Origin of the sequence: Chryseobacterium metallicongregator (assembly GCF_031324065.1) — a bacterium.
In the GTDB taxonomy this organism is placed as follows: Bacteria; Bacteroidota; Bacteroidia; order Flavobacteriales; family Weeksellaceae; genus Chryseobacterium; species Chryseobacterium metallicongregator.
Map to the genome: position 1 here is coordinate 372867 of NZ_JAVIXS010000006.1, position 22245 is coordinate 395111.

The 22245-nt window shown below is 36.0% G+C and carries 19 protein-coding genes; 11 read left to right on the forward strand and 8 right to left on the reverse strand.

What is annotated here, in order from left to right:
- Position 1 precedes the first annotated feature (1 nt).
- From REB14_RS10295 to REB14_RS10305, 3 genes are all read left to right on the forward strand, one after another.
- A complete protein-coding gene (locus REB14_RS10295; RefSeq protein ID WP_309522113.1) occupies positions 2-1588 on the forward strand; it encodes a RagB/SusD family nutrient uptake outer membrane protein in 1587 nt (528 codons plus the stop codon).
- 549 nt (positions 1589-2137) lie between these two features.
- Positions 2138-4933 (forward strand): SusC/RagA family TonB-linked outer membrane protein, encoded by a 2796-nt coding sequence (locus REB14_RS10300; RefSeq protein WP_079242778.1) that lies wholly within the window; start codon positions 2138-2140, stop codon positions 4931-4933.
- Between the two features lie 14 nt (positions 4934-4947).
- Positions 4948-6408: a RagB/SusD family nutrient uptake outer membrane protein gene (locus REB14_RS10305; RefSeq protein ID WP_309522114.1), complete on the forward strand. Its 1461-nt coding sequence runs from the start codon at positions 4948-4950 to the stop codon at positions 6406-6408.
- A 73-nt stretch (positions 6409-6481) separates the two neighbouring features.
- Here the strand turns inward: REB14_RS10305 and REB14_RS10310 are convergent, their stop codons facing one another.
- Positions 6482-7405, reverse strand: a complete 924-nt coding sequence (locus REB14_RS10310) for an AraC family transcriptional regulator (RefSeq protein WP_309522115.1) — start codon at positions 7403-7405, stop codon at positions 6482-6484.
- A 182-nt stretch (positions 7406-7587) separates the two neighbouring features.
- Between REB14_RS10310 and REB14_RS10315 the strand changes: the two genes are divergently transcribed.
- From REB14_RS10315 to REB14_RS10325, 3 genes are all read left to right on the forward strand, one after another.
- On the forward strand, positions 7588-9117 hold the full coding sequence (locus REB14_RS10315) for an aldehyde dehydrogenase family protein (RefSeq protein WP_079242775.1): 1530 nt from the start codon (positions 7588-7590) through the stop codon (positions 9115-9117).
- Between the two features lie 208 nt (positions 9118-9325).
- Entirely contained in the window at positions 9326-10360 is a 1035-nt protein-coding gene (adhP, locus tag REB14_RS10320; protein ID WP_309522116.1) for an alcohol dehydrogenase AdhP, read from the forward strand.
- A gap of 157 nt (positions 10361-10517) precedes the next feature.
- Positions 10518-10901, forward strand: a complete 384-nt coding sequence (locus REB14_RS10325; protein ID WP_079242773.1) for a DUF779 domain-containing protein — start codon at positions 10518-10520, stop codon at positions 10899-10901.
- 32 nt (positions 10902-10933) lie between these two features.
- Here REB14_RS10325 and REB14_RS10330 read toward each other — a convergent pair whose 3' ends face one another.
- Together REB14_RS10330 and REB14_RS10335 are read right to left on the reverse strand one after the other, a co-directional pair.
- Positions 10934-11446: a hypothetical protein gene (locus REB14_RS10330; RefSeq protein WP_309522117.1), complete on the reverse strand. Its 513-nt coding sequence runs from the start codon at positions 11444-11446 to the stop codon at positions 10934-10936.
- A gap of 28 nt (positions 11447-11474) precedes the next feature.
- Positions 11475-12674: a dicarboxylate/amino acid:cation symporter gene (locus REB14_RS10335; protein ID WP_079242771.1), complete on the reverse strand. Its 1200-nt coding sequence runs from the start codon at positions 12672-12674 to the stop codon at positions 11475-11477.
- Positions 12675-12767: 93 nt separating this feature from the next.
- Between REB14_RS10335 and REB14_RS10340 the strand changes: the two genes are divergently transcribed.
- Genes REB14_RS10340 through REB14_RS10350 form a run of 3 tightly spaced genes read left to right on the forward strand, consistent with a single transcriptional unit; the run spans position 12768 to position 14556 of the window.
- Positions 12768-13682: a DnaJ C-terminal domain-containing protein gene (locus REB14_RS10340; protein WP_079242770.1), complete on the forward strand. Its 915-nt coding sequence runs from the start codon at positions 12768-12770 to the stop codon at positions 13680-13682.
- A 3-nt stretch (positions 13683-13685) separates the two neighbouring features.
- Entirely contained in the window at positions 13686-13988 is a 303-nt protein-coding gene (locus REB14_RS10345) for a chaperone modulator CbpM (RefSeq protein ID WP_079242769.1), read from the forward strand.
- Positions 13989-14025: 37 nt separating this feature from the next.
- Complete coding sequence (locus REB14_RS10350; protein ID WP_309522118.1) at positions 14026-14556, forward strand: hypothetical protein; 531 nt, start codon at positions 14026-14028, stop codon at positions 14554-14556.
- A 58-nt stretch (positions 14557-14614) separates the two neighbouring features.
- Here REB14_RS10350 and REB14_RS10355 read toward each other — a convergent pair whose 3' ends face one another.
- On the reverse strand, positions 14615-15607 hold the full coding sequence (locus REB14_RS10355; protein WP_047434153.1) for a PLP-dependent cysteine synthase family protein: 993 nt from the start codon (positions 15605-15607) through the stop codon (positions 14615-14617).
- 167 nt (positions 15608-15774) lie between these two features.
- Complete coding sequence (locus REB14_RS10360) at positions 15775-17004, reverse strand: ABC transporter permease (protein ID WP_079242766.1); 1230 nt, start codon at positions 17002-17004, stop codon at positions 15775-15777.
- Between the two features lie 4 nt (positions 17005-17008).
- Between REB14_RS10360 and REB14_RS10365 the strand changes: the two genes are divergently transcribed.
- Positions 17009-18205, forward strand: a complete 1197-nt coding sequence (locus tag REB14_RS10365; protein ID WP_309522119.1) for an exo-beta-N-acetylmuramidase NamZ family protein — start codon at positions 17009-17011, stop codon at positions 18203-18205.
- Here the strand turns inward: REB14_RS10365 and REB14_RS10370 are convergent, their stop codons facing one another.
- From REB14_RS10370 to REB14_RS10380, 3 genes are read right to left on the reverse strand one after another with little or no spacing between them, the layout of a single operon-like run.
- Positions 18206-18412, reverse strand: coding sequence for a hypothetical protein (locus tag REB14_RS10370; protein ID WP_079242765.1), 207 nt, complete (start codon positions 18410-18412; stop codon positions 18206-18208). It abuts the gene before it with no gap.
- A gap of 4 nt (positions 18413-18416) precedes the next feature.
- Positions 18417-19049 (reverse strand): DUF3575 domain-containing protein, encoded by a 633-nt coding sequence (locus REB14_RS10375; protein ID WP_079242764.1) that lies wholly within the window; start codon positions 19047-19049, stop codon positions 18417-18419.
- A 13-nt stretch (positions 19050-19062) separates the two neighbouring features.
- Positions 19063-20238: a thioredoxin family protein gene (locus REB14_RS10380; protein ID WP_079242763.1), complete on the reverse strand. Its 1176-nt coding sequence runs from the start codon at positions 20236-20238 to the stop codon at positions 19063-19065.
- Positions 20239-20535: 297 nt separating this feature from the next.
- On the opposite strand from REB14_RS10380, the gene REB14_RS10385 reads away from it, so the two are divergent.
- A complete protein-coding gene (locus tag REB14_RS10385; protein WP_309522120.1) occupies positions 20536-22119 on the forward strand; it encodes a histidine kinase in 1584 nt (527 codons plus the stop codon).
- The last annotated feature ends 126 nt before the right edge of the window (positions 22120-22245 follow it).

The following is a 22245-nucleotide window of genomic DNA, read 5'->3' on the forward strand; positions in this document are numbered from 1 at the left end:
AATGAAAAACAATATCATAAAAAAAAGAATATCCGTTTTCTTAATATTATTAACAGGATTTATCAACTCTTGCTCAGAGAGGGAAACTTTAGATTTGCAACCCTATAATAATATTTATGAGGATGCTGCTTTTGCTACATCCGTAAATGTTGATCTAGCAATTATGGGAGTATATAATGCTGCTCAGAATGGAATTTATAAAACAACTCCTGATGCTGCGAATACTCCCAGGGGATACGTTTTTGGAGCAGCCTATGTTGAGCAAAATGATGTACGTGGAGAAGATGTGGTAAATACAGCTACATTTTATCAACTTACCTATACTGCAACCTATGATGGAGGAACTCCCAACAATGTTCATTATTGGATGAATGCTTATGGTCTTATTAATAAAGCAAATATTGCGATAGAAGGTTTAGGGAAAGCAGAAAGTACCGGCGTCATTTCAACAGCAGTTCGGGATAATTATCTGGGTGAAATGTATTTTCTACGGGCGTTAGCACATTTGGAATTACTAAAGCATTTTTCACAGCCATATAATTTTACAACTGATGCCAGCCATCCTGGTATTCCATATAGAGTAACAGCAATTTCTACCCCTGCTGCAATTGAAGAAGGTTTAAAGGTGGGAAGAGGAACTGTGGCAGAAACCTATGCTAGAATTATTGCAGATTTAGATAAAGCAGAATCTTTGACCGCTAATAAAAGTGCAAGAACAGGAAATGCCAAAATTACCAGAGCAACTAAAGAAGCAGTGATCGCTTTAAAAGTAAGAGCCTATTTACATATGAGGAACTGGAACAAGGTTCTGGTAGAAGGTGCAAAATTGAATGGATTATATTCTCTTATGGATTCTCCTGAGCTGCCATTTGTATTAGCTAATAACTACAACAATTCGGAATCTATATTTAGTATAGAAAATTCTGCTAATACAAATCCCGGAAGTAATGCAGGATTAGCATCAATGTATAATAACAGATCATTGGTTTGTATCAGTCCTATTATTTGGCGAAACCCACGATGGATGGTTGATGATAAAAGAAGAATGGAAACCGGAATGGTGAGAACATCTTCTGCAGGGGTAAAGTTTATCAATAAATATAAAGATGTGACGAATTTATCAGATGGAAGTCCTATTATAAGATATCCTGAAGTGCTTTTATCTATGGCAGAAGCGAATGCAAGATTAGGTAATATTACCGATGCTATTACTCAACTGAATAAAGTAAGAAACAGATCCTTGGCTAATATAGCTGCTCAGCAGTATACTTCGGCATCATTTGCAAATATAAGTTCTCTGGTAGATGCTATTATTACTGAGAGAAGAATTGAATTTTTGGGAGAAGGAATGAGATGGGGAGATATTCAGAGATTACTTTATGATGATTTAGTTCCTACTCCGGGTATCCCGGCTAAAATGGCTAACAGTATGCCTGCAGGATCGGCATTTACATTGGGAACACCTTATACAGGACCACTTGGAGTAGCTATGATTCCAAAAACTGATTTCAGAATTTTATGGCCTATTCCGAACGATGAAGTAGTCAATAATCCATTGCTTGCCTCTCAACAAAACCCAGGTTGGTAGAATTTCATATAGGTATCTGATAAAGCAAATATATTTTTTTATGAATAATAATGAAATAGTTGGAAAACGTTGATAAATATTCTTGAAAAATTAAAAGCTATCAACAGATTGAGAGGTATAGTATGTTAACCTTTTTTTAATGTTAATTAAAGCGAGACCCTCTTTAGAATAGGGTCTTCTGCTTTTAAAGATGTATTTTTTACATAAAATTTAAGAAAAAAAGTCGTTTTTTCTCCATTTTCCTGAAAATTAAAAATTGATTTATTTTATTTTTTTCGTTGAAATAATTTTTTTACTTTATTTTTTTCATTGAAATTTAGTTTTTAATGTAAATTGATTTTAATTTTAGAATTTATTAAAATTCCGTTAATGTATAAATTGACTTATTTTTTGTTAATTTTTTAAATGTAATTAAAATAATTCTCTATCATTTTTCAAGTATGACTGTGAATTTCTCCTTTCTGGAAGCCTGTTTTCAGAGTTTAATGAATTGATGTTACAGATATTTATTGACATATTTGTCCCTTGAATATATTAAAATCTGTTAATATGAATGTGAAGTTACATGTATTAAGTGCAGGAGCTTTGTTTTTTTTAGGACAAGCTGCTTTTGCGCAAAAATCTAAGAATGATTCTGTTCTGAAGGAGAATAAGATCGATGAGGTAATCGTTACTGGATACCAGAAGAAAAAAGCAGATGAAATTACCCAGGCTCAGGCTGTTGTTGGTGGTGATGAAATCAGAAGAAACTCTCCTACAACATCTATTGGTAACTCTTTACAAGGTAGAGCTTCAGGGGTATTTGTACAAAGTACTACTGGGCAGCCAGGTGCTGCTGCTACCATTCAGGTAAGAGGTATTGCCGGTGTTGGTGGTTCTTCAGAGCCTACTTATGTAGTAAATGGAATGTATATGACTGCAAGACAGTTTAGTGCAATCAACCCTGCAGACGTAGAGTCTATTTCAATTCTTAAAGATGCTGCTGCTACAGCACAATATGGTGCAAGAGGAGCAAATGGGGTAGTTGTAGTAACTACTAAGGCCGGAAAAGCTGGGAAAACTCACTATTCATTTGAAACTAAATTTGGTTTCAGTGAAAAGATGAGAGACAAGAACTACACCATGATGAATTCTAGGGAGTTGATGGATTTCCAGAATCAATTAGGATACCTTGGATTTAAACCAAGATCTCAACAGGAAATAGATGCACTTGCTGCCTATGATCACAACTGGCAAAAAGACCTGTTAAAGCCTTCAAGCATTCAGTCTTACTTATTCAGTGCACAAGGAGGTTCTAGAGAAAGTACTTTCTATTACTCTTTAGGATATGATTCTGATAACGGGATTATCAGAGATATCGACGGGCTTAAGAGATATACAGGTAACTTTGGGTTTACAAATAAACTGAGTGAAAAACTAAACGTAGGGATTAACCTAGGTGTTCAGTATCAGGAAACTCAGAATTTCAGAGACAGAAATAATACGCAGAACCCATTTGGAGCAATGTATAAATATGCTCCATATGAGCCGGTTTATAATGCAGATGGAAGTTATAATCAGACAATGAGAGCTGGTTCTAACGTTGTTGAGCAGATCCGTAACTATAGATTAGATGATCAGAGACTGAGAATTCCGGTAACGTTATTCGCAGAATATAAAATCATCGATGGTCTGAAGTTTAAAACAAACTTTAACGGACTTTTCGATTGGTACATGGGAACTCAATGGTTGAAGAAAGGTTCAAACCTGGATATCACAGTTAACAAAGTTCCTACAGGTTCATTGAACAAAAACTCATTCTATACATTTAACTATACTTGGAATAACTCCATTAACTATAAAAAATCATACGGCAGCCACAACTTTGATTTCTTAGGATTTATCGAATATAACGATAACTACAACGAAACAATGAACGGTGGGGCTTACGGATTGAAATCTCCGGTAATCAATGTTCCGTCTATTACAACACCTTCTGACAGAAATACATTTACTGGAGTTAAGGTAAGAAATACATTATTCAGTTTAGCAGGTTTACTAAACTATGATTATGAAGGAAGATATTTGGTAACAGGATCATTGAGAAGAGATGCTTCATCAAGATTTGGTGCCAATAATCAAAGTGGTATTTTCTGGTCTGCAAGTGCAGCTTGGAATATCGCGAAGGAAGACTTCATGAAAGGTGGGTTTATCAATGATTTAAAGCTTAGAGGATCTTACGGTACAACAGGTAACGATGGTACTTTACCAGATTACTATAATGTCAATAATATCAGCTATGGTTTATATGGTGCTAATGGTACTTCATATCCTGGTACAGCTTCACAAGGGTATTATATTATTGGTAACAGCAATCTTAAATGGGAATCTAACGCGATTACCAACTTAGGGGTAGATTTTACGATGTGGAACAGAAGAGTTCGTGGATCGGTAGAAGTTTATCAAAATAAGAGAAAAGATTTCGTACAGCTTGTACCTTTGGACAAACAGGAAGGAGGATACTACCAGTATATCAATGCGGGAGATATGTCTCAGAAAGGTCTTGAAGTAGAGCTTAGCGTAGATGTAATCAAGAAGAAAGATTTCAACTGGAACTTACATGCTAATATCTCATTCCAGAAATCAGTTCTTGATAAATTAGCAGATGGTCAGACAGAAAGAAACTTAGGAGATACTTATCTAAAAGTAGGAGAGACTCCATATGTATTCTATAATGTTAGATTTGCAGGTGTAGATCCAAGTAACGGAAAAGCATTATATTATGATAAAGCAGGAAATGTTACTGATGTTTACAGTGCTTCTAATGCAGTTCCTCTTACTGATAAATCTCCATTTCCAAAAAGTTTTGGTGGATTCGGAACTACAGTTCAGTATAAAGGACTTGATTTCAGTGCTGACTTCGCATTTAAGTTAGGTGGATATACTTATAACAACATGTATGCTGCTGCTGTTGATCCAACATTGGCTGTTGCAGGTAGAAATATGGCTCAGGCTGCTGCTCAGGTTTGGCAAAACCCTGGAGATACAGGAGTATTCCAGAAAGTTGACTCAAACGGTATGCGTGATTCTGATCAGTGGATTGAAAAATCAGATTACCTAAGATTAAGATCACTTACACTAGGATATACATTTGATAAAGCGTTCCTTGGAGAAGGATCTCCAATCAATAAGCTTAGAGCATATGTACAGGGACAAAACCTATTTACAGTGACTAAATTCCACGGAGAACCTGAGGTTTCAGTAGGATCTGGTGAATCTACAGCGTTGTTCGTTCCAGGAGCATATAACCTTTATACTTACCCTGCTGTAAGAACAATCTTGGTAGGACTGCAATTAGAATTTTAATATTGAATAGCTTTATGAAAAAGAATATAATAAAAATAAGTTTAGCTGCGTTAACCATCTTTGTTTCGTTAACGTCTTGCGACAGAAATCTAGATCAAATCTCGTCAATCAATGAAGATCAGGAGCAGGCAATGACCAGACCTGAGACCTTCAGACAGGCTATGGATGGTGCCTATACAGCTCTTAAAGGAGCTGGATATTATACCAGTGATGTAGGAAACCAATTGATCATGGGAGATCTTACTACTGATAACCTAGTTCGTACAACTACAGGAAGAAATACGAATTTTGCAGCATCAAACTTCGAATTCTCATCAGATAATTCACAGACAACAGGATTGTATACTGCTGCTTATCTTGTGATCAGCAGAGCTAACTTTGTTTTGAAATATATCAATAACGGAGTATTATCTGGAACACAGAAAACAAATTTGGAAGCTGAAGCAAGAGCATTAAGAGCAATAGCTCATTTTGATATTGTAAGAGCATATTCTCAAATCCCAACTCAATCTGCAGGTGCTAAGAATACAATTGGAATTTATTATTCAGAGACCTATTCTCCTCTAAATAATACTTCATCCAGAAATCTTACTGTTGATCAGGTATATGATAAAGTGATAGCAGATTTATTATTTGCTGCTGATAATATTACTCAAAATGATGGTGATAAGGGAAGATTAAGCAAAGCTGCTGTATATGGATTATTGTCAAGAGTAAATCTTTACAGAGGAGACTATGCTAACACCATCAAATATGGTGAACTGGCATTGGGAATTTCTTCCAGCGTTACTCTAAAATCTAATTTCTATAAGATTTGGAAAGAAAAAGAAGGAGATGTTAATGATGGTGTTTTATTCCAGGTATCCAATTCTGCAGCTGAGCAAAACACAGTAGGAGTTGCTTACAATCAATCTGTTCCGGCGCTAAGATCAGAATTTGTTGTAGATTATGATTTATATACTGCATATACAGATAATGATGTAAGAAAGTCTGCTTATTTTACTACTGATGTATATAGTAAACAAAAGTATAATCATGTTACAAAATATGCAGGTATTACTGGTTTACCATCTAATATTGTTCCGGTAAGATATTTAAGAGGAGCAGAAGTGTTGCTAAACGTTGCTGAAGCCTATTACAGAACGGGTAATGGAGCACAGGCTTTAGTTTTATTAAATAAATTAAGAGCTGAAAGATACTCATCATTTACTCCTGGTACAGAAATAGGACAGGTTCTTTTAGATGCTATCCTGAAAGAAAGAAGACTGGAGCTTGCATTTGAAAATGACAGATGGTATACATTGAAGAGATTAAACCTTCCTGTTCAGAGATCAGGTAAAGGAGACCTTTTTGATGGTACTGGAACACCTTCTGTTGCACAGACTCTTGCAGCAGGAAGCTTCAAATGGCAGTGGCCAATTCCTATTTCTGCTATTCAGGCAAACCCGAACATTAAGCAGAATGATCAGTATTAATAATTAAGATTTAATTTTTAATAATATAGATGAAGAGCCCTATTGAATAGGGCTCTTTTTTGTTTCTGTGAAGTTATCTGATGAAGGTTCTATCCTGATAACTTTTCGGAGTGACTCCTTCCAGTTGCTTAAATACCCTTGTGAAATAGTTGGTATCTGAAAACCCGGTCTGAAAAGCAGTTTCTTTGATGCTGGTCTGGCTGGAAAGAAGTTCTTTCGCCCTGTTGATTCTTTCCTGCAAAATAAAATCATTTGGGGAAGTTCCCAGCTCGTCTTTGAACATTTTAAAGAAATTAGACTTGCTTACATAAGCCAGTTTAGAAATACTGTCAATGGACAATTTCTGGTGCAGATTTCTTTTAATATAATCTACCACAAAACCTATCCTGGATTTATTTTTAACAATATTCTTTTCCACCATGCCTCTTGCCTGGGTCTGCATCAATCTGATCAGAAGCTCTTTCAATGCAAAATCTGCCATGATATCCTTTTGAGAGTTATCATCCATCGCAATTCTCATGATATTGTTGGTAGCAGAAGCCAGCGCTTTATTATTAAACAGAAAATACTCATCCAGCTGAATATTCCATTGTGAAGTTTCATCCACCTTTGGAAGATGATAATTCAGATAATTAAGAGAATCCTCAATGAAATCAGGATTTAGACTTAAAGAAATACATTGTGTAGGAGTTTCATCTGCTTCAGGAAAATCAATGACCATAGTTTCTCCCGGTGCTACCAGAATACTTTCCCCCGGATAGTAATCGAAATAACTGGTTTTGTTATCCAGTTTCATATGTTTTTTACCTCTCAGCATCGCTGTAAATGCAATATTCTCAAAATGAAGTTTTACATCAAAAGCAGCCTTATGAGTTTCATAAATACTGAACTCACAATTATTTAGATTGAATTTCGTCTGGTTTTCAACAAGACTCAATAGTTGGTTTTCCTTACGTAATTCAGGAGTATTTAATAAAATCTTACTATTGTTATTCATTTCTAAAATTTTTTGAATCGGAGGTAACTCAAATATAGAAAATTTGAGAGTATGTTGCTGTTAATAAAATACTAAAATTGAGCCCCTTGCACTATTTTCCACTTTTTTTATACGATTGTGCTATACTCTTTTTGGCTTCTCAGTGTAATTTGGTAGTATCGAAAAAATAAAACAATACTAATATGAGCACTATTACAGAACCAAGATCAACGACACTTTTACAACGTCCGGAGTTCAAAAACAGATACGATAACTATATTGATGGAAAATTCACTCCACCTGTTAAAGGACAATATTTTGACGTAGTTTCCCCGGTTGATGGGAAAAAATTTACTCAGGTAGCACACTCGTCCAAAGAAGATTTGGAGTTAGCGGTAGATGCAGCTGAAAAAGCATTTCAGACATGGAAGAATACTTCCTCCACAGAAAGAAGCATCATTCTGAATAAAATTGCAGACAGAATAGAGCAGAATTTGGAATACCTTGCTACAGTAGAAACAATAGATAACGGAAAGGCTGTAAGAGAAACATTAGCAGCAGATTTACCTTTAGCCATTGATCATTTCAGATACTTTGCTTCTGTGATCCGTGCTGATGAAGGATCGCATAACGAATTGGATAAAGACACCGTTTCCTTAATCGTTCACGAACCTCTTGGAGTCATTGCGCAGATTATCCCATGGAATTTCCCAATATTAATGGCAGTTTGGAAACTGGCTCCCGCATTGGCTGCAGGAAACTGTGTCGTATTAAAACCGGCAGAAAGTACTCCTGTTTCCATTATGGTTTTAATGGAATTGATCGGTGACCTTTTACCGGCAGGAGTTATTAATATTGTCAACGGATTCGGAGCAGAACTTGGAAGAGCTCTCGTTACCAATCCGAAAGTAGCCAAAGCAGCATTTACCGGTTCTACCGCTACAGGAAGACTTGTAATGCAATACGCTACAGAAAATATTATTCCGGTAACGTTAGAATTAGGAGGGAAGTCGCCGAACGTATTCTTCAATTCAGTAATGGATGCTGATGATGAATTTTTAGACAAAGCAATAGAAGGTGCTGTGCTTTTTGCCCTGAATCAGGGAGAAATCTGTACATGTCCTTCAAGACTTCTTGTTCAGGAAGGTATTGCAGATGCCTTTATCGAAAGAGTAATCGAAAGAGTAAAAGCCATCAAAGTAGGAAATCCACTGGATAAAACCGTGATGATGGGAGCGCAGGCTTCACAGATTCAGAAAGATAAAATCCTTTCCTATATTCAGTTGGGAATAGAAGAAGGAGCGGAAGTGCTTGTAGGAGGAGCTGTAAATGACTTGGGAGAAGATCTTGGAGGCGGATACTATATCCAGCCTACGATCTTCAAAGGAAACAACAGAATGAGAATCTTCCAGGAAGAAATTTTCGGTCCCGTGTTAGCATTTACCACTTTCAAAGATGAAGAAGAAGCCGTAAAAATTGCCAATGATACCATCTATGGACTTGGGGCAGGAGTATGGACCAGAGATGCTCATCAGCTGTACAATATTCCACGCCAGATTGAAGCAGGTAGAGTATGGGTTAACCAATATCACTCTTATCCAGCCGGAGCACCTTTCGGAGGTTACAAACAATCAGGAATCGGAAGAGAAAATCATAAAATGATGCTCGATCATTACCGTCAAACCAAAAACATGCTGATTTCTTACAATAAGAATAAGTTAGGTTTCTTTTAATATTATTTAGGACGTGCCCGATTGCCTTGGCTTCTTCCAGGGCAAACCGGTCGGGCTATCCAGGGCTGCACTTCGTTTCGGTGCTCCATTGCATTCTGCACCGGCTCGTTCCTCGCCGCCCTTCCTATCCCTCACGCAGAGAAATTATTTGTTCAAACGTGGAGATAAAAACAAATAATCCCAAATAACTCAATCCAAAAAATAAGATATGATCCCAAAAACAATGAAAGCGGCAGTAGTTCAGAGCTACGGTCAACCTTTGAAAATAGAAGAAGTACCTGTAAGAGAACCCGGAAGATATGAAGTGCTTGTTAAAGTCATCGCTTGCGGAGTTTGCCATACAGATTTACATGCAATAGATGGCGATTGGCCTGCAAAACCCAAGATGCCTCTTATCCCTGGACATGAAGGAGTAGGTATCGTAGTGGCCTGCGGACCGGAAGCTTTTGTAAAAGAAGGAGATGCTGTAGGAGTTCCATGGCTGTACAGTGCATGTGGATGCTGCGATTATTGTATTACAGGATGGGAAACCCTTTGTGAAGCCCAGAAAAATGGAGGTTACAGTGTAGATGGCGGATTTGCAGAATATGTTATTGCAGATTCAAGATATGTAGGGCATTTGAAATCTGATGTCAACTTTCTTGAAATAGCGCCTATTTTATGTGCCGGAGTCACAGTTTATAAAGGATTGAAAGAAACAGAAACAAAACCTGGAGAATGGGTAGCCATTTCAGGAATCGGAGGGCTGGGGCACGTAGCAGTTCAATATGCAAAAGCAATGGGAATGCACGTAGCAGCAATTGATGTAGCAGACGATAAGCTTGAACTGGCAAAAAAATTAGGAGCAGACCTTGTAGTCAATGCAAAGAATACAGACCCTGGAGAATATTTACATAAAGAAGTCGGCGGAATGCACGGGGCTTTGATTACTGCTGTTTCACCTATTGCTTTCAAGCAGGGAATAGATGTTTTAAGAAGAAAAGGAACGATTGCTCTCAATGGACTTCCTCCCGGATCTTTTGAACTTCCGATTTTTGAAACAGTTTTAAAAAGAATCACCGTAAGAGGTTCTATTGTTGGAACAAGAAAAGATTTGCAGGAAGCATTGGATTTTGCCAATGAAGGATTGGTGAAAGCTACAGTCACCTCCGCAAAACTGGAAGATATCAATGATGTTTTTGATAAAATGAAAAAAGGACAAATTGACGGCAGAATCGTTTTAGATATTGCCGGCTCAAATTAATTTGATGATGTGTTGCTGATCCCGGTTAGAATTTATTTTACCGGGATCTTTTATCAGTGATGCCCTCTAAACTTTTAAGTGGCTAAAGTGTTTTAAAATGAAAACTTTTGTGACAGTTGTGGTTGTATAAAGTTTACATTAAACTAAAATAAAAACAATGGAAACAAAAATATCAAGACTTTCCGCAACGGAACAAGCGCTTGAAGTAATTGACAAGCTGGAAGAGCAATATGGGCCTCTAATGTTTTATCAGGCAGGAGGATGCTGTGAAGGTACTCAGCCACAATGCTTCGAAAAAGGAGGATTTTTCCCCAGAATGAATGATGCCATGATCGGTACTATTAACGGGCATGAGTTCTGGATAGACCGTGACCTTTTTGAATATTGGAAATATTCACATTTTACCTTGGACGTGAGTGATGGTTTCGGACCTGGCGGTTTCTCGTTGGAGACTCCTTTGGGAAAAACGTTCAGAGTTCATTACAGGCTTTTCACTCCTGAAGAATATGAAAATTTAGAGCCCGTGAAACGTAGTGAATAGGAACTTTGAAATCAAGTGATGTTGGTAAAGAATCAAGGCTTTTGTGCAATATAAATAAGCTCTCTTTCAAATTCATATTTCCCTCTCGAAATTCCTCTTTTTAAGATAAAATATTGAGTGATTGCTACTATGAAAGCGACTGCCCCGACCATAATACCTTGTTGACCTCCTGTAATACTTACGAATCCTATTAAAAAGCAAAAACACAGAATAAAAAACCAATTCAAAATCTGAAATGTTGATGGAAAAAATTCTATCACTACAGATGATATCCCATTTTTGTCAGAAATAGTTCCATGAAACACAGGATTACTTCTGTTCATATCAAATAGCCTTCCTCTTCTTTTGATTGTAAAACTGTTTGAATTGATCATTCCCCGGTATTCAAACCGAGTAGGAATTGTACTGTCTTTTTCTAATGATATGAAAGTGGTATTGGTTTTATAAGTTACTTTCATTACTCTCTGTACAAGTTCTGCACTATTGATGTTGAGATCAATAATGAGGCTATTGTATAAACCAATGCTTTTAAAAAATGAGTTCATGGGTTAAAAGAAAATAGTTAAACTGCAATCAGACTTTCACAAACCGGTTGACAAACATAGCGGCAACGATATCTCCTACAGCATTCAAAACAGTAGCCAATGGGTCTACTAAAGTTCCAATGATCATTACAGCAGGAATCGCTTCCTGAGGAAGTTTATAAACAGAGATCATCAGCATTTCACCAATATATCCGCCATTAGGAATACCACCAGCCACAATACTCACAAAGACTGTAATTCCTAAAGCTAAAAGCAGATTGGCAGGATCAAAGAAATCTTTTCCAATAATTAAAAATGCCACATAGATCTTGATAATAGAAGACATGGAAGATCCGTTTTTATGCAAAGTAGTCCCGATAGGAATCACCAGATTGGCAATAGAATTCGGAATCCCGATTTTGGAAGCAGCCTGTAAGTTGGCAGGCATTGTTGCAAAACTGCTGCATGTACTTATTGCGGTCAAAGTAGGGTAAATGGCATTCGTCCAGAAACTTTTAACTCCTTTCTGTCCATTCGCCATGAATGCGTAGATAGAAAAGAACACAAGGAAATAAATAACTCCTGCAATATAATATAACCCTAAAGGTTTAGCATAAAATCCAAAAAGCTGTGGTCCTAAAGTTGCTACCTGATAAGCAAAATAGGCTCCCAGACCAATAGGTGCCAATTTCATAACCAACAAAAGAAGCTCTTTCATCACTTCATATCCGGAAGCAATAAAAACCCTGAAAGGCTGTCCTTTTTCTCCTGTTTTTCGGGCTGCAAATCCTGTCAGAAATGCAAATACCAAAAGAGCCAGCATATTTCTTCTTGAGAAAAGCTCTGTGAACTCTCCCACGGTAAAGAAACTTACAATCCTGTTGCCCCATGTGTCTTCATTAGCTGCTTCTGCAATCATCTCAGAACTTCCTGAGACCCCGGAAACAGGGAAAAGATATACTGCACAGATTGTAAAGACTGCTGCCGTAAGAATAAAGAACAAAAAGGTAAGTGCCATTACAAGAATAATCCTTCCAAATTTAGACTGTTGTTCCAGAGAAGCAATAGAATTGGAAACGGCAAAAAACACTAAAGGAACTACACTTACAAAAAGAAGATTAAGGAAAATATCTCCCAAAGGTTTAATGTATTCCACAATACCGGGAGCAACAATTCCAATGATGCTTCCAATAGTGATTCCCAAAAGTAAAAATATGATTCCGGAGTAGTTTTTCAATACATCTTTCATGTATGGCTTTTTATCAAAGATAGGTTTATTTTTAACATTCTGTTATACAATTTTCAGACCTAAAATTCATAAATTTGGGTAAACCTCATTTCTATGGCTTATATAGATTACTATAAAATTTTAGGCGTAGATAAAAGCGCAACACAGGATGATATCAAAAAAGCCTACCGAAAATTGGCTAGAAAACATCATCCCGATCTCAATCCCGGAGATAAAGAAGCAGAAAAGAAATTCAAAGAACTGAATGAAGCGAATGAAGTTCTGAGTAATCCGGAAAACAGATCAAAATATGACAAGTACGGAGAAAACTGGAAGCACGGCGAAGAATACGAAAAAGCCCAGAAGCAACAGCAAAGACAGTATCAACAGCAAGGTTATAACGGAGGATATTCCGGGGCAGACTTTGGTGGAGGTGAAGATTTCTCAGATTTCTTCCAGGATATGTTTGGCGGAGCAGGCGGTGGATTTGGTAAAAGTTCGAGAGGAAGAGCTTCCGGAAAGTTCAAAGGGCAGGATATACAGGCTGAGCTTACTTTACATTTAAGAGAGGCTGCAATAACCCATCCGCAAACTTTTGACATCAATGGAAAGAAAGTAAGAATCAACATTCCTGCAGGGGTGTATGACGGACAGCAGATTAAATTAAAAGGACACGGGAATCCTGGAGTAAATGGAGGACCAAACGGAGATTTATATATCACCTTCAATATCCCGGTTGATCCGGATTTTGAAAGAATTGGTGATGATCTGAAAACCAAAGTAACCGTAGATTTGTATACAGCGGTTCTTGGTGGAGAAGTAAAAGTGCATACTCTTAATGGAAGTGTAAACCTTAAAGTGAAACCGGAAACCCAAACCGGAATGACGGTAAGACTCAAAGGAAAAGGTTTTCCTGTCTATAAAAAAGAAGGAGAACACGGAGATCTTTTTGTAACCTATGAAGTGAAACTGCCTACAAATCTTACTGAAAAGCAGAAAGAACTTTTTGAACAACTAAAAAATTCCTAAGCTATGAGTGAAAGAATATCGCGGGAAGAACTCGTAAAAATCTATAATATAGAAATCACTTTTTTTGATGAGCTTGTAGACTATGGGCTGCTGAATATTCAGATTGAAAACAATATTCATTATCTGATGTATGAAGATCTGCCCGATCTGGAAAAATTTGCCAACTGGCATTACGATCTTGAGATTAATCTGCCTGGTCTGGAAGTGATTCATAATATGCTGAAAAAACTGGATGCTCTGAATCGAAGAAACAGAGAACTGATGAATAAACTTTCTGCCATAAGTGATCAATATGAAGATATTTAGTTTAGTTTTGTAGCTTTTTAAAGCAAACTCTATAATTATGAATGAAGAAAAGGTGATTACACTAAAACCGGACAGTAAGATTTTTGAAGATATTTATTTTAGCGGTAATCAGGGAAGTCTGCTTTTTTCACCTACTACGAAAATTAAAACTATCGTTACCATAGCTGCTGCATTGATTGTTTTCATCGTTTTTCTATTAAAAGATTTTATGAGTAAAGAAAATGCAGGCGTTTTATACTTCCTGAGTTTTATATTTTTACTTTGTGCTGTTTTCTTATCTGTAAGCGTTAATAAAGTTTCAAGATGGAAAAAACAGGTGAATCATTATCTGAGCACACTTGAAAGATGTAAAGTATACGAGATAAGATTTGATGATAACTTTTTCACAGTGAATATCGATGGTGAAAAAGAAACCAGCGAATGGAAAGATTTTGAATATTTCGACAGCAATAATGAATTTATTTCTCTGGAAGGAAAATACAGCTATATGTTTCCCAGAAAATCAATGAATGAGAAAGAATACAGTTTTCTCAAAAATACATTGAAAGAGAAAGTTAAAATCGATTAATAATAAAAAAACGGAGCAAAATAATTTTGCTCCGTTTTTTTATTATGTACAATTTAGCTTATTTGCTCTCTTCCAACCAGCCCATTTCCTTCATCCACTCGTCATTGTAGATTTTTCCTACATATCTTGAACCATGGTCATGAAGTAAAACTACAATTACATCATCTTTCGTGAACTGATCTTTCATCTGAATCAAAGATGCAATAGCACTTCCTGCAGAATATCCACAGAAAATACCTTCTTCTTTCGCCAGTTTTCTGGCGTAGATGGCACCGTCTTTATCGGTTACTTTTTCAAAGTGATCAATCACAGACATATCATAGTTTTCAGGAATAATATCTTCCCCGATTCCTTCTGTAATGTACGTGTAAGCATGATCATAATGAAGCTCACCCGTTTCATGGAATTCCTTCAGAATAGAACCATAAGTATCTACTCCAATTACTTTAATATCTGAATTTTTTTCTTTAAAGAATGTTCCACATCCTGTGATTGTACCTCCTGTTCCGGCTCCTACCACAAAATGAGTTAGTTTCCCTTCAGTCTGTTCCCAGATTTCCGGAGCGGTAGATTCATAATGAGCCGCTCTGTTGGACAAGTTATCATATTGATTTACATACCATCCGTTTTCCGTTTCTTTTGCCAGTCTTTTGGAAACTGAATAATAAGAACGTGGGTCGGTAGGCTTTACATCAGTAGGACAAACAATTACTTCAGCACCTACAGCACGAAGAATATCACATTTTTCTTTTGACTGTTTAGAATTGGTTACAAAGATACATTTGTACCCTTTGATGATGGCAGCCAGTGCCAGTCCCATTCCTGTATTTCCGGAAGTTCCTTCGATAATAGTTCCTCCAGGTTTTAATCTGCCGTCTTTTTCGGCATCTTCTATCATTTTAAGAGCCATTCTGTCCTTTACTGAGTTTCCAGGATTGAAGGTCTCTACTTTTGCTAATACTAATGCCGGAAAATCTTCACCTAATACTTTGTTAAGCTTTACCAGCGGTGTGTTACCTATCGTTTCAAGGATATTTTTTGCGTATTTCATAAATGTTTTATAAGCGGCACAAAGATAAGGCTTTTAAAATTATCTGTGCTGTGGATAACGTGTGGATAAGTTATGGATAACGCCGAAATCAATTGAAATACACCTGATAACTTTCAATTATCAATTATCAATTATCAATTATCAATTATCAATTATCAATTATTGTGTTAGTTGTATTTAATCGCCTTCACCGGAGAAATCTTACTGATCAGGTAGCTTGGGATAATCAAAGCCAGCCCTGAGATAATAAGAATTCCTACTGAGATAGAAATGATTGCAATCGGATTAAGGTCTACAGGAACTGTACTTACATAATAATTTTCAGGATTAAGTTTGATGATTCCAAAGAATTTCTGGATTAAAATCAGTCCTAATCCGATAGCATTTCCATACAAAAGTCCAGGGATCATAATAATCAGGGTATAATTGATAAAAGTGGCTCTTATCTGTGAATTGCTTGCTCCTAATGTTTTCAGAAGACCAATAGAATTGGTTCGTTCAATAATAAGAATCAGAAGAACCATGATGATATTGATAACCACTACAATCAGCATGATAATAATGATCAAAGCAATATTGGTGTCAAAAATACTGATCCAGTCTGTAATCTGTGGAAATTTTTCTGTCGCTTTTTCAGCATAGTTTTTATAACCGATCAGTTTTTCAATTTCAGGAAAATCTTTGTCGATATCATTTACATTTTTCAGAAAAATATCTATTCCACCAATTTCATCAGGTTTCATATCCTGAATTTTTCTTGCATGGTTGATTCCTCCGATAACAAATTGTTCGTCAATCAGTTTGATGTCAGTTCTATAAATTCCGATAACTCTGAATTTACGGTAAAGTGGTTTTTGATCTGCTTTTAAAAATACAGTAACAATGCTGTCATTTACTTTAAGATGAAGATCTTTTGCGACTTTCTGGGAAATAGCTACATCATTGTTAAATCCTTTCTCTGTTACTTTTGGTGTTGTTCCGGCAATAAGGAATTTTTTAAATCTTAAACTGTCAAAATCTTTTCCTATTCCCTTAAATATAATGCCTGCGAAATTGTGCTCATTACGCATAATTCCGGTTACCGTCACATATTTTTGGGTACTTTCCACATCAGGAAGCTCTTTTATTTTGGCAATATTCAATCCCTGATTATCCAGTACAGAAGTATTGTATGAGGAATTCGATCGTGTAGATCTTACGGTAATATGTCCGCTGAAATCAGCCAGCCTCTCCTTGATAGCTTTTTTAGAACCAAAACCAGTGGCTACAGTAATTAAGGAAACAATAATTCCCAATGCTACGGAAAGCCTGCCAATGAAGATGATAACCCTTGAAAGGTTATTTTTGTTATCTTTGGAAAATGCTATTTTTCTAGAGAAATATAAAGGAAATTTCAAGCTTATGAATTTAGATTTCAAAATTAAAAATTTACTTCTGATTTGCCTAATTTTTTTAGGAGTATTCAACCAATATTATTCTCAGACTCAAGTTCAATCGGATTTTAAAACCGGTGCAGACCAGCCTGAAATCTACTTACCACTGTTAAAAAATAAAACGATAGGAGTGGTGACCAATCAGACAGGTTTAATGAGTGATAAAACCCATTTGGTTGATTTTCTTGTAAAAAACGGAATTAAAATCAAGTCTATTTTCGCTCCTGAACATGGCTTCAGAGGAGATGCAGATGCAGGTGCAAAAGTGAAAAATGGAGTAGATGTGAAAACAGGAATTCCAATTGTTTCTCTATATGGAAATAATAAAAAGCCAAAACCTGAACAACTTTCAGGAATTGACATCGTTGTTTTTGATATTCAGGATGTCGGAGTGAGATTTTACACCTATATTTCCACTTTGTCCTACCTGATGGAAGCCGGAGCTGAAAATAATGTGGAGATCATGGTACTGGACCGTCCCAATCCACATGACGGATATACTGACGGACCTGTCTTGAGAAAAAAATGGACAAGTTTTGTTGGACTTCACGAAGTTCCCGTAGTATATGGACTGACAATAGGAGAGTATGGAAAGATGGTGAATGGGGAGAAATGGCTGAAAAATGAAGTTCAGGCCAAATATACGCTTGTTCCCATGAAGAATTATCATAAAAAACAGCGTTACCCAATACTTGATAAACCTTCTCCTAATTTGCCTAATGACAAAGCAATCAATTTATATCCAAGTCTTTGCTTTTTTGAAGGAACTCAGGTTTCTGTAGGAAGAGGAACAGATCTTCCTTTTCAGATTTATGGTTCTCCATGGACGGAAAATCTGCCTTATCATTTTACGCCAAAGCCGAGCTATGGTGCTAAAGATCCTTTTCTAAACGGAAAACTATGCTATGGTGAAAACCTTTCCAATTATCCTAAAGATCTAAGAGCACTTAATCTGGAGTGGGTAATCAAAGCCTATCAGAATTATAAAAACCCTCAACAGGATTTCTTTCTGAAAAATCTATGGTTTGATACTTTATCCGGAACTGATGAATTGAGAAAAAAGATCATCGCAGGAAAATCAATTCCGGAAATTAAAGATTCATGGAAAAAAGATCTGGAAAATTTCGAAAAGATCAGAACCCGATATGTGGTGTACGAAGACTAATTAATCAAAATTTTGGGGCGGATTTTTATCATTTCTGCCCTTATTTAATATAAAGAGGCCCACAGTTAATCCGACAACTCCTGCAAGAGCCGTCATTAATGCCCTTTGTAATTTATCAGGCAGATCATTTCCGATATAGTTCATTAAAAAAAGAATCACAAAAGTGATCACTGAAATGATGATATGATTTCTTCCTAATAGTTTCATTGTATTATTTTAATTTATAAGAAATCATGACTCCTCCTCTGTATGGGATGATTTCACCACTTTTATTAAATTTTTCTGCAGAATCATAACGTTTTCCTGTAGACTTGTCATAGCCTTTATAAAATCCTTGTGATGTTCCAATAGTTCCATAAATGTCCAGATTCCAACGCTCAGATAATTGAAATTGATATCCTGCTGTAACACCCAGCATCACAGAAAATCCTTTCTGGTAGAGGTTGGAGTTTTTAAGGATTTCTCCATTCCAGTTTTCAAAAGTGCTGTCATTCCAATAACTCCATTTTGTTGCATTGTAAGCAGCTACGGATACGTTAGCTCCTACATACCAATGTTTGAAAGCCTCAGTAAAGTAATATCTTCCTTCTGCAGAAATAGAATAAAACTGTAGTTTATGCCCACCGAAAGATTTCCATGGGGAAATGAAAACATCTCCCTGAATTGTATATTTTGGACTTATCTGTTTTTCTATTCCAAGGTTTAAAATCCCGATCGGAGCAAATAAAGCATTCCCTTTTATGTATAAACTTTTATCCTGTCCTCCTTGTTCCTGTTCCTGAGCGCTCAACGTAGTTGCCGACAGGAAGGCTAGTATGCCCGCTGCTAATAATTTATATTTCATCCAGTATTAATGTTTATTTTATTTGCTTTAATAATTCATCTGCCAGTTGAGAATCCTTATTGCCCTGAACTGCCATATTTCTGGACATTTCAGCGTAGTTTTTTGCCATTTCTTTATTTCCCGTAAGGTGATAGAGTTTAGCAAGTATATAAGTGTTTTCAGAAGTTTCGCTTCTCATGACAGACTTTTCTGCCCATTCGGTAGCTTTCTTTAATGAAGCCGGTGTTTTCACATGATCTGCGAATATCCATGCTGCTCTCAGAAGCTCGTTAGGATCAAAGGCATCAGAATTTTTATAATAGTCTAAAGCCGCTTTTTCGTATTCAGGAAAATTACTGTTCTGTTCATAATAGCTGAGTTTCGTCTGATTCAGTTTTTTAGTTGCAGCTTCTTTTCCTACCAATGGTTCGGCAGTTTTCATAAAATAGTCATCGTTGATTTTTTTATTTTTATCATCAATCGACTGTTCTACTATTTTTCCTAACTTCAGCTGTGCGTCAAATTCGGTATAAGTTTCTTCAGGGAGATATTTAATGATCTCTGCCTTTCTGGATGCAAAAACATTATAGTTGGTATCTTCTGATGATTTTACGAAATAAAGAAGAAACCCAATTTCATCCTTTGTAAGCTCTTCAGTTTTCTTTTTATTCTGGAAATATCTTTCGGAAGCTTTTTTTGCGAATTCATAATCTGAATTAGCGTTAAGCTTCATAATGTTGATCAGGAATTCCGGATCTTTTTCACCACTAGCGAAACGGTCTTTAAGAGATCCCTTTTTATTTCCGGGTGAATTAATGTCCTGTGCCATTGCCACAAACAGACTTTCCTCCATATACCCTGTATTTCTGGAAACAATTTCACCTTCACCGTTCAGGAAAAGATAAGTAGGATAGGAACGTACTCCGAATTTTGAAGCAATGTCTCTTCCTTCTCCTTTCTCCATGTCAAATCTTGCATTAATGAAGTTCGTGTTGTAGTAATCACTTACAGCTTTCTGAGTGAATACATTTTTTTCCATCATTTTGCATGGACCACACCAGGAAGCATATGCATCAATAAAAACCAATTTCTTTTCTTTCTTGGCTTTTGCAATAATATCTTTGAATGGCAGCTCCTGAAACTGGATGGCTTCCTGAGCAGAGATTGCGATGGCACAAAAAATAGATATCCCGGAGATGATCTTCTTCATTTTCAAATAAGATTTGTAGGCGAAGATAATTAATTTTCAAAATATAGCGTGCTGAATCTGTGGTCTGAATGACGATATTAACTAACTTTAAGACTTAAGCTTATATAGTTTTTTGTTTTTTTAACCTAAAACATGAAAGAACCAATATGCTTTTATTACAGGTTTTATTTTCAATATACTGTATCAGTTTTTTAAAAAATCAAAATCTAAATTTAATTCACTTTTCAGTCCTGAAATCTTTGTTATATCTTTGCAAACGAATAATTTATATGTTGAGGAACCTACAATTTAGAGAATTTGATTATTAATTTTAAACACGCTTTATCCAAAAAGTCCATTTATATTACTGCTTTATCTGCCTGCCTGATTGCTGTGGCAGCATTTGCTGTTCTGAGTCTTCTGATCACTGAAGACAGCCGTAAAAATACCGATGATTTTGCAAAGAAAACCTTTTTCCGAAAATATGAATCCATAGAACATGAGTTCAGAAATATTGAAGATTATCAATATCTGCTTCGCGCACTGATTCAGAAAGACGGTCTGAAGAATTATAAGGATTATTCTTCGGTTTTAAATGATTTAAACAAAAAAAGGAATCTATTGCCTTATAGTTGGTATTATTATGAAAACAGTGATTCAGGAAAGTCTGAGAGCAATAATCCCTTATCCGATATTTTCAAGAAGACAGATCATAAAGAGAATTCTATTGTGATAAAAAATAACGGTCCTGGACATTTCAAAGACCTTTTGCTTACCAAAAAGGACAGCATGTATTGGATTAGTTACGATTCTTTGATACTGCCTGATAAAAACAAATTGTACTATGGTTCTACCGTGAGCCTGGATGATCTTCATCAATATTTTATTAACGTAGATAAAAGTTCCAATACTTACGCCTATGTTTTTACTAAAGAAGGAATCTGTATTACCCATCCGGAGAAAAAGTATATTGGAAAGAACATTTTTGATTTTACAGACATTAAACCTAATGATACCTTAACCAGTAAAACTGAAGCAGGATATACCAAAGGAACAGCAGTTTCAGAATATCTGGGAGTTGAAGTAACACGTTTCATAAAACCTTTAAAGACAGATAATTTTGAAGGATATACCGTAGTGAATCATGTGAATTTTATTATTGATGAAAATATCAGCAAGATAAAAGCTTATACCGTTTATATTTTCCTGGCAGCGCTTTTTCTCATCGTAACGGTTTTTATATTGTTCCAGAGAGCAACCAATCTCGCTTATCAGGAGAAAGAGAAAATACAGTCTGAGAAAAATTTATTATTGATAGAGAACGAAAAGATGCACAAAGCAGAAGTGATCAATCAGCTTCAGCAGCTTAAAAATAATATCAATCCACATTTTCTTTTCAATTCATTGAACTCCCTTTATATGCTGATCGGGATTAATAAAGAAAATGCACAGAAGTTTACCATGAACCTCTCTAAGATTTACCGGTATCTTATAGTGCCTCCGAAAGATAATATTGTTCCGGTCTCGCAGGAAATCAAATTTATTCAGCAATATATGGAACTTTTGAAAAGCAGGTTTGATGAAGAATTGAAGTTTGAATTGATTATTAATGCTCCTGAAAGTCTGGAAAAAAGAATTCCCTATTTATCCCTTCAGATTGTCACGGAAAATGCGACCAAACACAATATTGCAACCATAGATCAGCCTCTGGAAATCATCATTACCATTGATGAGGATGGGATCACGGTAAAGAACACATGGCAGCCTAAAGCAGAAACAGTGCAGGGAGAGAAATTTGGAATTGATTATTTGAACCAAATTTATGGATATTTTAAGAATAATCTTCTTCATATTTCCGTAGATGGTGAATATTTCGTATGTTTTTTACCTTTAATGGAGTAAAAATAAAATCCATTCACTCCCAAATTATCACCATTCACTCCCTAATATTATATATATGATTCACGTTACCTATAGCTTTGCGAGCTGAAACTAAGATATTTACTATTTGGAATGAATCGGACTATT

What these genes read in the sequence shown, in the direction of transcription:
- REB14_RS10340 (WP_079242770.1), top strand. Translation starts at nt 12,768, where the DNA reads ATGGCTTATATAGATTACTATAAAATTTTAGGCGTAGATAAAAGCGCA.
- REB14_RS10295 (WP_309522113.1), top strand. Translation starts at nt 2, where the DNA reads ATGAAAAACAATATCATAAAAAAAAGAATATCCGTTTTCTTAATATTA.
- REB14_RS10335 (WP_079242771.1), bottom strand. Translation starts at nt 12,674, where the DNA reads ATGAAAGATGTATTGAAAAACTACTCCGGAATCATATTTTTACTTTTG.
- adhP (WP_309522116.1), top strand. Translation starts at nt 9,326, where the DNA reads ATGATCCCAAAAACAATGAAAGCGGCAGTAGTTCAGAGCTACGGTCAA.
- REB14_RS10370 (WP_079242765.1), bottom strand. Translation starts at nt 18,412, where the DNA reads ATGAAACTATTAGGAAGAAATCATATCATCATTTCAGTGATCACTTTT.
- REB14_RS10355 (WP_047434153.1), bottom strand. Translation starts at nt 15,607, where the DNA reads ATGAAATACGCAAAAAATATCCTTGAAACGATAGGTAACACACCGCTG.
- REB14_RS10330 (WP_309522117.1), bottom strand. Translation starts at nt 11,446, where the DNA reads ATGAACTCATTTTTTAAAAGCATTGGTTTATACAATAGCCTCATTATT.
- REB14_RS10350 (WP_309522118.1), top strand. Translation starts at nt 14,026, where the DNA reads ATGAATGAAGAAAAGGTGATTACACTAAAACCGGACAGTAAGATTTTT.
- REB14_RS10310 (WP_309522115.1), bottom strand. Translation starts at nt 7,405, where the DNA reads ATGAATAACAATAGTAAGATTTTATTAAATACTCCTGAATTACGTAAG.
- REB14_RS10300 (WP_079242778.1), top strand. Translation starts at nt 2,138, where the DNA reads ATGAATGTGAAGTTACATGTATTAAGTGCAGGAGCTTTGTTTTTTTTA.
- REB14_RS10375 (WP_079242764.1), bottom strand. Translation starts at nt 19,049, where the DNA reads ATGAAATATAAATTATTAGCAGCGGGCATACTAGCCTTCCTGTCGGCA.
- REB14_RS10365 (WP_309522119.1), top strand. Translation starts at nt 17,009, where the DNA reads ATGAATTTAGATTTCAAAATTAAAAATTTACTTCTGATTTGCCTAATT.
- REB14_RS10345 (WP_079242769.1), top strand. Translation starts at nt 13,686, where the DNA reads ATGAGTGAAAGAATATCGCGGGAAGAACTCGTAAAAATCTATAATATA.
- REB14_RS10315 (WP_079242775.1), top strand. Translation starts at nt 7,588, where the DNA reads ATGAGCACTATTACAGAACCAAGATCAACGACACTTTTACAACGTCCG.
- REB14_RS10305 (WP_309522114.1), top strand. Translation starts at nt 4,948, where the DNA reads ATGAAAAAGAATATAATAAAAATAAGTTTAGCTGCGTTAACCATCTTT.
- REB14_RS10325 (WP_079242773.1), top strand. Translation starts at nt 10,518, where the DNA reads ATGGAAACAAAAATATCAAGACTTTCCGCAACGGAACAAGCGCTTGAA.
- REB14_RS10380 (WP_079242763.1), bottom strand. Translation starts at nt 20,238, where the DNA reads ATGAAGAAGATCATCTCCGGGATATCTATTTTTTGTGCCATCGCAATC.